Raw genomic sequence first — 12,948 nt, forward strand, 5'->3', positions numbered from 1 at the left:
TCGCAAGGATGCCGTATGCATATTATAGAGGCCATAGGCGTGGTAAAACGGTTCGGCGATCTGACCGCGGTGGACGGCGTACATTTTACCGTCGAAAAGGGCGAATTCTTCGGTTTTCTGGGTCCCAACGGGGCAGGTAAAACATCGGCCATTCGCATGATTTACGGCTTTTCTCCGGTGACCAGCGGGCAAATGAAGGTTTTTGGTTTGGATATCGTCACCGACTGGCGCCGGATCCGATCAGGGCTGGGGATCTGTCAGCAGGAAAACACCCTGGATCCCGATTTGACGGTGGAGCAAAACTTGCTGCTTTATGCTCGCTATTTTGAGATGAACAAACACAAGGCCCGGGAGCGGGCCGAGGAACTGCTCCAATTTTTCGCCCTGACCAACAAGCGTCATGCCAAGGTGATGGAATTGTCGGGCGGCTTGGCACGACGGCTGCAATTGGCCCGTGCGATCATGGCCGAACCGGCACTGCTCATTCTGGACGAACCGACCACCGGGCTCGATCCCCAGTCCCGCCATCAGATGTGGAACCGATTGACGGCACTCAAAAAAAAGGGGCTGACCATGCTGTTGACGACACACTATATGGATGAAGCCGAGAGCCTGTGTGATCGCCTGCTGATAATGGACAACGGACGAATCATCGCCCAAGGCCGGCCGCGGGATCTGATTGTCGAACATGCAGCCGAGAATGTCATCGAAATCGAGGGCGCCGATGAACAGCTCAGAACCTATGTCAAGGATCACGATGTCAAGCATGACGACCTGGGTGAACGCATGATCGTCTACGCCGCAAGCGATGGTAATCTGGAAAACGATATACGCGACCGATTTTGCATGGACGCCTGCCAATTTCGCGCGGGCAATCTCGAGGATGTCTTCCTGCGACTGACCGGAAGGGAACTTCGCGAATGAGCCGAATTCAACTGTCCGCCATCTCGCCACGCTTCCGCCACATCTGGTTTCGGAATCTGATCACCTACCGCCGCATCTGGCAGGTGAACTTTATCGTGCCTTTGCTCGAACCCGGTTTTTACATCCTCGCCTTCGGACTGGGGTTTTCGGGGCTGATCGGCGGGGTATCGTATGCCGGTTTGGATTTGGCCTACACCCGCTTCATGGCACCGGCCCTTGTGGCAACGGCCTGTATGTGGAATGCTTTCTTTGAAACCACCTATACGTCTTTCGTGCGCATGTACTACCAAAAGACATTCGACGGCATTCTGGCAACGCCCATCAGCCTGGAAGAGATCATCGTGGCCGAGATCGTATGGGCCGCATCCAAAGCCGCAGCCGCCGTGTCCTTGATGCTGATCGTGCTGATCCCCATCGGTTACGCCAACTTTCCGGGCGCTCTGGCCTGCATCCCCCTGGCCTTTCTGGGTGGGCTGGCTTTCGGCGCCATCGGTATGTTCTTTACCGGCATCATCCCCACCATCGACATGTTCAATCTGCCCATCTTTTTGTTCATCACGCCGATGTTTCTCTTCTCGGGCACCTTCTTTCCGGTGTCCGGCATTCCGGACTGGGCCGCTATCTTCACCCTCATCTTTCCTCTCTATCATCTGGTGGAACTGACCCGCTTTTTCTGCATCGGCGCCATGGAATCCAACCCCGTTCTCAATGTCACCTACCTGGTGCTTTTCACGGTGCTCTTCACCTATTTGGGGCTGTTGATGATGAAGCGCCGACTCATCAATTAGCAACTTTGTGATCCATCCGTTCACGGCCTGAGAATGTGGGCGGGTTCCTGGCAGGACGGGCATCAAGCCCAGCCGGGTGCCCGATGCATGGTGTCAAGCGCCGGCCGCTTGCCCGCCGGTGCCGAAGATCGCGACGAACAGGGCCATCAGGGCGATTTGGATAATCCAGCCAATGACGCACACGCCAACGGCCCTGAGCGTGCTCTCATAATCCAAAGCCTGCCGGACAGCGATCACCATGGCCACCAGCATCCAGATGCCGGCGATGAAAAACACCAGCGTCATCAGGCCTGGAATGACACCCACGACACGGATCAGGCCCGGTGCACTGGAAAAACCGATGGTGCGCAGCAATTGGCCGTAATCGGCCCGGGTCCGGGGCGTCGGCAATACCTTGGTGCCGATGAGGTAGGTTAAAAAAGCCCAAACGAACCAGCCGATCAGGGCACCCAGAATGCCGCCGATAAATGCGACACCACCTCCCTGGGACAACGAACCGATGCCTGCGGCCACACTGGAAAGGACGACGACTCCCATGGCCTGGGCCATGGCCGAGGGATCAGCTTCAACCTCTTCGTACAACGCGGCATCCAGTTTAGCTGCGCGTAACAAGCGATTGAGAAAATTGTTCATGCAAACCTCCTTCGGTTTAGGCACCAGCGCGGGTTTATAGTTCGAGGCGTCTCAACAACTGCGCGTTGATCGCCACGATCACCGTAGAAGCGGACATCAGGATGGCGCCCACCGCCGGAGCGAGCAAAATCCCGGCCCACGCCAGCACGCCCGCCGCAAGGGGAATTGCCACGATGTTGTATCCGGCGGCCCACCAAAGGTTCTGAATCATCTTGCGGTATGTGGCCCGGCTGAGCTTTATGAACCGCGCTACGTCGCGCGGATCGTTTCTCACCAGAACCACGTCGCCGGCCTCCACCGCCACATCTGTTCCCGCGCCGATGGCGATACCGATATCGGCCGTTGCCAAAGCCGGCGCGTCGTTCACCCCGTCCCCGACCATGGCTACCCGCCGTCCGTCTCGCTGCAGTTCCTTTATTTTGTAGGCCTTGTCATCCGGCAGCACCTCCGCGAATACGGTATCGATGCCCAGCTTTTTTGCAACGGCCTCAGCCACGGCCCGGGAATCCCCCGTCAGCATGGCAACGGTCATGTTTTCTTTCTGAAGATCTCTCACCGCATCAACGGATTCGGGACGTATGGCGTCGGCAATGGCAAACACACCGCGCACACGATCGCCTTCGATCAGATAGACAACGGCCTGTCCTTCATCCGAAAAACGCTTCACAGCATCTCTAATGTCATCGGGAGGATCGATTGAGAATTTTTTTAATAAGGCGGGACCTCCGACCTTCAGGTCGCGCCCCTCGACACGGGCTTCGACACCGTGACCGGGAATGGCATGAAAATCCTCGGCACCCGGAACCTGCAACTCCGATTCCCGGGCACTTTCGCTCAAAGCGCCGGCAATCGGATGCTCCGAATCATGCTCCGCGGCCGCGGCCAAACGCAGGGCTTCGTCAGCATCGACGCCTTCCGCCGTCACAACGTCTATTACCCGGTGTTCTCCCAGCGTCAGGGTGCCGGTCTTATCGAAAACAATCACCTGCAGATTTCTCGCTTGCTCCAGTCCCCGCCGGTCACGAACGAGCAGGCCGCCGTGGGCGCCCAACGTTGTCGATATGGCGATCACCAAAGGGATCGCCAGTCCCAGTGCATGCGGACATGCAATGACCAGCACGGTGACCATTCGGGTAATGGAAAAGTCCAGCGACGCGCCGAACGCCAGCCATCCGGCAATCGTCAACCCGGCCGATCCGATGGCCACCAGCGCCAGGTAATAGGCCGCGCGATCCGCCAGGTCCTGGGAGCGCGAACGCGATCCCTGGGCTTCTTCCACCATGCGCATGATACCGGCAAGCGCTGTTTCTTCTCCTGCTTCGGACACCTCAACCCGCAGCGATCCTTCGCCATTGGCGGTACCGGCAATCACATGATCCCCCGCCGTTTTTTTTACGGGCTTGGACTCACCGGTGATCAGGGCTTCGTTGACGGCGCTTTTCCCATCCTGGACAATGCCGTCCACCGGAATGTTCGCACCCGGACGCACCATAACGAGGTCTCCTTCCCGCAACTCCTCAATCGGCACCTCCTCGGTACGATCTCCGTCAAGCAAACGCTCCGCCGTATCGGGCAACAGTTTGGCCAGCTCTTTGAGCGCTCCCTTTGCCTGAAAAATGGAGCGCATCTCGATCCAGTGGCCAAGCAGCATGATGGTCACAAGCGTTGCCAGCTCCCACCAAAGCGGTTGGCCCTCAAAGCCCGACAGTACCGCCACGCTGTAGAAAAAGGCAACACTGATGGCCAGTGCAATAAGGGTCATCATTCCCGGAAGCCGATCGGAAAGCTCGTGGAACGCGCCTTTTAAAAATATCCAGCCGCCGTATATGAAAACAATCGTTCCAAAAACGGCCGGTATCATACCGGCGCCCGGAAATACCGGCGCGCGGTAACCGAACCATTCCTGGAGCATGGGCTCCCATATCAGTGCCGGGATGCTCAGAATCAGACACACCCAGAACCGGGTGCGAAACATGGCCACGTCGTGACCGGCATGTTTGTCATGACCGTCATCGTGCGCATCATGGCCGCCATGCTCGCCATGGCCGTTGTGACCGTGATGTTTGTCCTCTTTCTTTTCCTTGGCGGCAGACGCATGATCATGACCGGACCTGTCGTGTTTGCCCGATTGATCTTCGCCCCGAGAATCATCCGAATCCTTATGGGAATGTGTTTTACGTAAGTTCAATACAGCCTCCCGCAAGAAATGGCGTTAAGAATGGCCTCTTGATCGGGCTGATAGCGCCACAAGCGACACGTTGCCTGCATCAACCAGCGTTTTCAGGAAACCTGTCAGCAGGGTGGCCCCTGCCCTTCCGGATCCGCTTCATCAGCGCCTATGTTCTTTGAATCCGATGTACCCACCGTGATAACGGCTCTGGCTTTTTCAACCAATAAGCCCCATTCGATTTCCAGCGCTTTGAGCAGATTGTCCCAGCCCATGATTTCCTTATCCCGGGACATATTTCGGCCAGGAAAGGCCTGCAAAGTGATTTGATATAGGTGTTCCAGAGTTTTGGCGCTCTTTGCGCGGGAGAAATGAGCAGCTGTTTCTTTTACGCCGCTGTTCCATTCTTCCAACGTTCCGGTGTCACGGTATACTTCACTGAGAATTTGCGCAAACTGTTCAGCAGATGTGTTCCCATCCAGCAGCCGGCCGTTCTTTTTATCAATGACCACTTCGCGGGCACCGGAAGCATCCAGGGCGATCACGGGAACGCCTGCCGCCATTGCTTCTGTCAGTACCATGCCCTGGGTCTCGGTTTTGGATGCAAACACGAAAAGATCAAACGCGTCATAGGCGTCGGCAAGATGGCTACCGGTCAGGGCACCGGTCATGATCAGCTGTTTTTGAACGCCCTCATGTTCGCAGATCCGCCTTATCGCATCATTGGACGGCCCCTCTCCGGCAACGACAAAAACCGACCCGCGGTGTTTCTTTAAAAAGATCGCCGCTGCCCCGGCCAAATATTCCAGGTTCTTCTCAGGGGCCAAGCGGCCTATATGTCCAAGGACAAATGTATTGGTGGCGATGCCGTGCCGCTGCCGAAACAGTTCCCCTCCGCCGGCGGCAAAAAAATCCGGATCGACGCCGGTGGGAATGACGGTAACGGGCGCATCGACCCCGCGATCCCGGATCAAATGCCGAATGCTTTCACTGGGTGCGATGACGTGGTCACAGTGATTGGCATAGCGTGTGGCGAGTTCGATGACAAAGCGTTTCATGGCGGGTGAATCGACCGGCGTATAATGGGTATAACGCTCGTAGAGCGTGTGATGGGTAAAAACCAACGGAAGATTGCATTTTCGCGCCATGCGCATGGCCGTGTCCCCCAACAGGAAGGGATGATGGCTGTGAATGATATCCGGTGCAAATGCATTCATTTTTTCAGAAACGATCAGCGGCAAGGGAATCCGGACGGAGAAATCACTACCGCTAAAATTCTGGATGGCGGGCAGTCGGACAACATCACTTTCTTTGTCGTCGGTTTTCTGCTCGCCGGCATCGGTATAAACCGGGGCCATTATCAATACCCGATGCCCCATTTTCCGGAGATCCCGCTTAAAACAAGATACGGATCTGGCGACCCCGCCCACATGAGGCAGGTAGGTATTGGTGAACATACATATTTTCATTGCCTCTCCAGTTCATAAGACTCCGTCCTGTCGGCTGTTTTCCGTGCGCGATAACCCGGCACCTGGATGATGATATCGGGCCGCTGATTTCTCCAGGAAGCGTCCAGGGTCAGTACCGGTTTTGGTTTTTCGCAATCGATGGACAGTGAAACGTCTCCGTAAGGGGTCGGAGAAGGGCCGTATGAAATGGACTGGCCGGCGGCCATCCATTCCGGAAAAATACCGGACCCGAGAATCAGGTGCTGATCCTCTTCGCGCACGAACAGATTGCGAATCATCATAATCCATTCGGCGGCCGCCCAGCCGTGCTGGCCGTCCCCCATGCATCCGCCCCGGGTTCTGGGATGTATCGCCTCGGGCCACTGACCCGTTGGAGATGCCAGATCCGCGATGGTCCGGATTAAATCTTCGTACCGCGCATCATCATTCCTCAAAAGGGTTTGCGCCAGGGACAGGGTCAGATAAGCATTGATGCCCGAATGAATCATATCCTGAAAAAATGCGCCTTCATGAAAACAGTTGCGCATTAAAAATTCCACGGTATTCAATATGCGCCGATCGCCCTTTTTTGCGAGTTGCAGCGGATAATCCGCGACAAGGCTGCCGATGGCGCCGGCATCCATTCGACGGTAAGGCGAAGCGGGCAAGCCGCCTTTGGACATATGATCAGGAATTCTGTTGATGCTGCTTGCAATCGCCTTGTCGAAATCCGCGGCATACCGCATGTATTTTTGCCGGTGGTCCTCATCGCCATAGTGGCCCGCCAGACGCGCAGCAGCATTGAAACCGGCCAGGCCCCAGAAATCGTCCCAGAAATAATAGTCATTGGGCCCGAAGTGTTCCGCGGAAAAGCCCGCCGGAAGCAATCCATGGTGGCGATCGGATGGATGTTTCAGCAACCGTTTTTTCTCAATCCAGTCCGCACCCCGCAATATCGGCTTCAACCAGCTTTCAGGCAACGGCCGGCCGGTCAATTCGAAAAACCGCCACATGATCCAGAGCACCTGGCCGTTTGAATCCCACTCCCCCTCCTGGGACTGAAAATAACCGGACATTTTCTGTTTAGCGGGAAAGGTGCCGAGCAATTTTGCCGCGCGGTCGGTAAAACCGGACACCAGAAGCGCATGCAGCATAAAACAGGCATCCCGGAACCAGAAACGGTTATAGGTATAGGGCCCCGGGACCACTTCATTGGATGACAGCAGGAGCAGGGTTCGCATGGCCGCCTGATACAAAAATTGAATCTGTTGATCCGGAATGGACAATTGCGCCTTCGCGCCGGTGACATTTTCCCAGTTCCGTCCTGACTGAACAATGGCGGAATAACGGGCGGGCGTCATTTCAGTTGCCAGCGGAACGTGGATCTCCAGGGATTGCCGGCCCTGCGTCGATACCGGAAACACGGCGGCAGCAGTTGCCATACCCACCCTACATGCAATTCGGGCCTGATCGCCGCAATGTTTCAAATGGTGTACCACATCGCCGTTCTGATAGTTTGAAAAGACCACATTTTCGGGCGTCTTTGAAAACAGCACAAGGGTTTTCTTGTTCACCCGCCAGGCGGAAGCGTCTTTGATGTGGTCCACGTTCTCAATGAACTGGATCCCTTCGGGATTATATGGCCGCAATGCCACGACCAGCCATCCCCCGGGACCCGTTTCCACTTCCAGTAGGATTTCAAGGACAGGACGGTATGGCGTTGTGAGCAAACGAGTGCGTGAAGTGATTCGGTTGCCGGTTATGCCGCATGTGGTCGTTACGGTCAGCTCATCATCCATCTCCAACTGCTGATCCGCATGATCGGCTTGAGAGGGAAACAGCGATTTCCCCTCAGGGCTGATGATCCAGAAATCAAGAGACCAGCCGTCCGGGATCGGCGTCACCAGTCCTCTTGGATCGATAATGGGATATACGGCCAGATCCGGATGGCCCACACTTGTCCAGTTCCGGTGGGTCAGGTTGACGTGGGAAAAGGAAAATGCCCTGGGAATAAAAGATTGATCGTTGGGATTGAATTGTTTTTCCACCCAGAAAGGCCAGATCCAGTCGAGGTTGTGTTGAATGGCCCGCGTGTTGATCAATCCCCTGGCATGAAACAATATACCCGCCCGCAAGAGCTCAATGGGTTCGGCAATTTCGGACGGCTGGGCAAAACTTCGCATTTTCGCGAGAATGTCCAAGGGGTTGATTACCCCGTAGCGCCGGGCAGCGACCTGCACCAGATAATTCCATGGTAGCCATTTAAATAAACGCATGATCCTGACTATAAACGTATTGGATGCATTGTCGGTATAAGGTGAATCCTGTATTTTGCTTCAGGATGTTTCTGCATTTTCGATTGGCGCCCGATTTTTCCTTCCAGGAGTCAATCATATAAGACTTGTCAGCCTGCTGCCCACGGCGAGCAGGGCAACACCCGAGAATATCAGGTCAATGCCGAGAATCAGGCCAATGGCCCATAACGCAGTGCCGGGCAGACCGATAAGAATGATCACCCCCAACAATATCGACATCAGGCCACTGAAAAGAATCCATCCCCAACCGGGCCGATCGCGCCATGCCAGGGCGGATTGAATCTTCAATATGCCGAGAAATATGAAAATGATACCCAGTATCCCCGTCAATGCAAACGCACCCCTGATAGGATAGGCAATAAACGCGAACCCCGATATCAGGAAAAGAACGGACAGTAGGATTTCCCACGTTACGGACCGCCATTTGCGAATGGTGTTGGCATGGGTCAAGTTCAAAACACCGGCAATCAAGAGCACCATGCCGATGAGAATCTGAACGGTTATGGTGGCGATGTGGGGAAGAATGACAGCAAGCAACCCGATGATCACCATCACCACTCCGATGGTTTTGAACCATTTTGCCATCGCCCCTATGTTTGACCTTTCAATCTCTGTAAATCGGACCAATGTTTCACTGCTCATATACAAAGCCTCCTCTCATGTATTGGTTCATGGTTTAACGCTTCGGGTATCATCTCAAAGCAGCACATCTATTATTTCAACAATTGGATCACTGAAACCGCATAAGGTAAATGGGGGCAAGCCGGTATTTTTGATCCAAAAGCCATTCTTCGGATCGCCGGCCATATCCATGGCCATTGTGCGGGACAAGGTTGCCCAAAATAAGCAACAGCCTTTATTCATCGGCTGGATAAATTCTGGTAAAAGGTTTGAGAGGTAAAATAGGAGAAAGAGGTATTGGGCTTTGTGAAAACAGATTGGAATGGCAAATTCGGCTTCTTGAACAAGCTTCGAGAGCGACTTTCAATCGGCGGCTGGTCTTTCCGGCTTTTGAACCGTCCGCAGCGCATTGAAAAAAAGGAGAATCCTGGCGTTATTCTTCTAAAAATCGATGGGCTCGGGTATGAGCTCTTTGAAAAAGCCCTGGCAAAAAAACGGCTTCCCTTTATCCGCCGGCTTATGCAAAACGCGTCGGTTTCCGTCAAACAGTTTTATTCAGGCATGCCCTCAACCACCCCGGCCGTTCAGGGAGAACTGTATTACGGGGTTAAAACAGCGGTGCCGGCCTTTGAATTTTTTGATCGTGAAAAAGCGGCCGTGATGACCATGTATACACCCTGGGCCGCCGATGCCACAGGGCATATGCTTGAAAAAAATGGGGAGCCGCTGTTGCGGGGGGGTACATCTTATTCCAACGTTTATGCAGCCGGCGCAAATGAAGCACGCTACTGTGTGCAAACAATGAACATGGATTCAATTTTGCGGGCAACCAATCCGATCAGGCTGGCGGCTATCCTTTTTTTTCACACAGGCAAAATTCTTCAGATGCTGGCTTATGCATTTCTGGAATTATTGCTTGCCGTAACGGATTTCTTCCGGGGCCTCATCGAGAAACAAAATATCATCAAGGAATTGAAATTTATTCCAACCCGCATTGTGATCTGCATTGTGCTGAGGGAGCTGATCCGATTTCGTGTAAAACTCAATATTGCCAGAGGGGTGCGCATCGTTCATGCCTCATTTCTTGGTTATGATGAACAGGCCCATCGCCGGGGGCCGGATTCACTTTTCGCCCTTAGAACGTTGAAAGGGATTGATGAGGTGATTAAGGATATTTATCAGACCGCCGAAAAATATGAAGGTAGACAATATCATATTTTCATCTACTCGGATCATGGGCAGGAACGGGTCCGAAGCTATGAGCAGCATGCAGGAAAGCCGATCCAAACCGCCTTAGGGGCCATCCTTTCAACAGTAGGGTCTATTGCCGATATTTCGGCGCCCGCTTTTCAAGAACAGCCCGTTTCCCACCATTATCAACGTGCACTGCGTCTTCTCGGCTTTAGATCCCGACAACGGACCAACGGGGAGAATGAAGCTTTTTCGATCCAGGATATCCATATAACCACCAAAGGACCCATCGGGCATATCTATTTCCCGGCCGCGATGACCGATTCACAAAAAACGACCATTGCAGAAAAACTGGTAAGGGAAGCCAGAGTGCCAATGGTCCTGACGCTCCTGGGGAATCGGGTGAACGCCTTCACCCGATCCGGCCAATTTGACCTGTTGACGCAATATACCCTGATTTTCGGAGACAAGCGGGAACATCCTTTTGCACGGCGGGTAGCGGCCGACCTGGGCCTTTTATGCCGCCACTCCCATGCCGGGGACCTCGTGCTTTCCGGATGGGGCCGCAAAGACCCACCTGTCTCATTCGCCATAGAAAACGGCGCTCATGGCGGTCCGGGTTCAAAGGAAACCAGAAGTTTTGTCATCCTTCCTCCGGTGATCCATTTCCCGGGGGATGTCCTCAGACCTCTGGATCTACGCAGCCAGGTGATGAGTCTATCCGACAGTTCCGAGTTTGATGGATATGCTGCAAAATAGGTCTTTAATGAATCCGGTTATGCACAAAGTCCAAGTTGGGACTTGCCCCTAGCCCGCTTCTTACCCAACTTGGGCTTTGTGCATAACCACTTTCTATAATACACCCAAATTTGCGATGGAATAAAGGCGAGACCTCATTCCAAACATGGCCCGTTGTCAGTATATTAAGAGGACGCATAACCCATTTGCGAACCGTCGATCGATCAAACCAGCGGAGTACCTTCATGAACCCTTTTACCGTAACCGACTGTTCCCTGATCGTCATGGCCACCGGAGAAAGCGCCCGCAACCTCAGGGAGCTGTTGGACCGCATTCAACGCCTGGATGACTATGCCATCATCTATTTTCACTTCTGGGACGGATTGCTGCGCCCTGATTTTGTAGACCCTGAGTATCAGAACGACTTTGCCTCCTGGGCCTACCATGACCTGCACGACCGGCGCCTGGCCGAACGGCTCTCGGTCTTGAATCCGGGGGCCTTCGACACCATGGAACCGTTGCGCGAACGCGTCATTGAAATCATCGAAGACCGCATGGACGAGACGGGCTTCGACCCGCGCATGGATGCCGAAAACCCGTTTTTTTTCATGCGATCTCAAATCATCCTGTTCGATACGCGCATAGCGCTGCACCAGCCGGTGGATCTTGCTCAACATATGCACCAAATACCGCTGGGCAGTATCTTTTACCATTTTATCGACGCCCGCCGGCGGACCGATTCGGGCCGGAATGATTTTACCGAGTGGCTTTGGGGATGGGGAGACCACTACGGTCCGCTGGCTGAAGAAATCGCCACCATCGATCCCTATTTTAAAAGCCTTTATGAACTCAGAGAACAGCTTGCCGACGTGGTCCGGACCCACGAGAAAAGGACCTTTGCCGATGGATAAAATGCTCGACCAATACGCGCCGGTCGTCGGAGAAACGGTGATCGATCAGTTGCACCAGCTGGCCCGCCCGCTCAAAGGCATGCGGGTGATTCACGTCAACTCCACCCGTGAAGGTGGCGGCGTGGCGGAAATTTTACACCGCTTGATTCCCTTGAAGCAGGAGCTGGGAATCGACGTCGGATGGGAAGTCGTGGCTGGAAAAGCGGCATTCTACCAGTGCACGAAGAAATTTCATAATAGCCTGCAGGGCATGCCCCAGGAGATCGACGATGAATTGTTGCATCAATATGAATCGACCAACGCCCGCAACTACGAACGATTGGCCGATGTATTGACCGAGGCGGATGTGGTGTTCATCCACGATCCGCAACCGGCGCCCCTGCTCAATTTGTGCACCGGACGAAAAGGCAAGTGGGTATGGCGCTGCCACATCGACGCGAGCCAACCGTATCGCCGACGTGGTGCTGCAAAAATCACTCAAAGAAGGCTTTGGTCTTACGGTGGCCGAAGCCATGTGGAAAGCCAAACCGGTCATCGGCGGCGATGTGGGCGGCATTCGCATTCAAGCGGTCAATCATCAGACCGGTTTTCTGGTGAACACGCCCGAAGGTGCGGCTTCGCGGATTCGTTACCTGCTCACCCACCGGGAGCGACTGCTGGAGATGGGGCGCAAAGCCAAACGGTTCATCCTGGAAAATTATCTGCTCACCCGGCATCTGCGTGAATATCTTTCAGTGATGTTGTCGATCCGCTCCAAGGAGCACAAACGCATCGATTTGCGTACCGCGCCCACCGAATAGAACGCTTCTTACGGATCGGGCATCCTTTCATTGAGAATCAAGGCTTAAGGAGCAGCCGATGCAATTGATGCGCCTGTTGCGACATCGCCGTCAAACCCGACGTATTGGTCCGGGCCTTGCCTATACGCAGCCCGGCGACGTGGCGGGTATCCGGGCGGGCGAGCCCGGCCGGCCACCCATTCAAGAGCCGCCCGACAGGCCGAAGCAGCCGCCGGTGGAAGAGCCTGAAAAACCACCTGAAAATCCCCCACCGCCCGACTTGCCGCCGGAAGGTGATCCCACACCCGAACCGCCGCCCCCGGTCGAAGATCCGCCCCCTAAAGCGCCCGACCGGGAACCACCCGAACCCCCGGTGCGGCGGGTGAGCTCATGATAACCGATCAAACCGCCGCGCACATGGGCCGAGTGCATT

General features: G+C 54.6%; 11 protein-coding genes and 1 pseudogene. 7 read left to right on the forward strand and 5 right to left on the reverse strand.

Features of this window, described 5'->3' with window-relative positions; all coding sequences use genetic code 11:
• The first annotated feature begins 15 nt into the window (after positions 1–15).
• Positions 16–924, forward strand: coding sequence for an ABC transporter ATP-binding protein (locus tag MRX98_RS00270; RefSeq protein ID WP_246902001.1), 909 nt, complete (start codon positions 16–18; stop codon positions 922–924).
• Positions 921–1,712 (forward strand): ABC transporter permease, encoded by a 792-nt coding sequence (locus tag MRX98_RS00275; protein WP_246902003.1) that lies wholly within the window; start codon positions 921–923, stop codon positions 1,710–1,712. Before MRX98_RS00270 ends, MRX98_RS00275 begins: the two co-directional genes overlap by 4 nt.
• Positions 1,713–1,805: 93 nt before the next feature.
• Here the strand turns inward: MRX98_RS00275 and MRX98_RS00280 are convergent, their stop codons facing one another.
• From MRX98_RS00280 to MRX98_RS00300, 5 genes are all read right to left on the reverse strand, one after another.
• Entirely contained in the window at positions 1,806–2,345 is a 540-nt protein-coding gene (locus MRX98_RS00280; RefSeq protein ID WP_246902004.1) for a YIP1 family protein, read from the reverse strand.
• A 34-nt stretch (positions 2,346–2,379) separates the two neighbouring features.
• Positions 2,380–4,548 (reverse strand): heavy metal translocating P-type ATPase, encoded by a 2,169-nt coding sequence (locus tag MRX98_RS00285; RefSeq protein WP_246902006.1) that lies wholly within the window; start codon positions 4,546–4,548, stop codon positions 2,380–2,382.
• 89 nt (positions 4,549–4,637) lie between these two features.
• Positions 4,638–5,969 (reverse strand): glycosyltransferase, encoded by a 1,332-nt coding sequence (locus MRX98_RS00290; RefSeq protein WP_246902011.1) that lies wholly within the window; start codon positions 5,967–5,969, stop codon positions 4,638–4,640.
• A gap of 8 nt (positions 5,970–5,977) precedes the next feature.
• Positions 5,978–8,236 carry a hypothetical protein gene (locus tag MRX98_RS00295; protein WP_246902016.1) on the reverse strand — a complete coding sequence of 753 codons (2,259 nt, stop codon included), beginning with the start codon at positions 8,234–8,236 and terminating at the stop codon, positions 5,978–5,980.
• 114 nt (positions 8,237–8,350) lie between these two features.
• On the reverse strand, positions 8,351–8,917 hold the full coding sequence (locus MRX98_RS00300) for an HdeD family acid-resistance protein (RefSeq protein WP_246902018.1): 567 nt from the start codon (positions 8,915–8,917) through the stop codon (positions 8,351–8,353).
• A 285-nt stretch (positions 8,918–9,202) separates the two neighbouring features.
• Between MRX98_RS00300 and MRX98_RS00305 the strand changes: the two genes are divergently transcribed.
• From MRX98_RS00305 to MRX98_RS00325, 5 genes and pseudogenes are all read left to right on the forward strand, one after another.
• Positions 9,203–10,846, forward strand: coding sequence for an alkaline phosphatase family protein (locus MRX98_RS00305; RefSeq protein WP_246902534.1), 1,644 nt, complete (start codon positions 9,203–9,205; stop codon positions 10,844–10,846).
• Positions 10,847–11,070: 224 nt separating this feature from the next.
• Positions 11,071–11,736: a DUF5752 family protein gene (locus MRX98_RS00310; protein WP_246902019.1), complete on the forward strand. Its 666-nt coding sequence runs from the start codon at positions 11,071–11,073 to the stop codon at positions 11,734–11,736.
• Between the two features lie 79 nt (positions 11,737–11,815).
• Positions 11,816–12,133 (forward strand): annotated as a pseudogene (locus MRX98_RS22230) (hypothetical protein); the annotation flags it as partial.
• Positions 12,081–12,536, forward strand: a complete 456-nt coding sequence (locus MRX98_RS00320; protein WP_425523864.1) for a glycosyltransferase — start codon at positions 12,081–12,083, stop codon at positions 12,534–12,536. The pseudogene MRX98_RS22230 and the gene MRX98_RS00320, both read left to right, overlap by 53 nt.
• A gap of 58 nt (positions 12,537–12,594) precedes the next feature.
• The gene (locus MRX98_RS00325; RefSeq protein ID WP_246902024.1) at positions 12,595–12,909 is read left to right on the forward strand and encodes a hypothetical protein; all 315 of its coding nucleotides are present in this window, start codon (positions 12,595–12,597) and stop codon (positions 12,907–12,909) included.
• Positions 12,910–12,948: the final 39 nt, after the last annotated feature.

This window comes from Desulfatitalea alkaliphila (assembly GCF_022968795.1).
In the GTDB taxonomy this organism is placed as follows: domain Bacteria; phylum Desulfobacterota; class Desulfobacteria; order Desulfobacterales; family Desulfosarcinaceae; genus Desulfatitalea; species Desulfatitalea alkaliphila.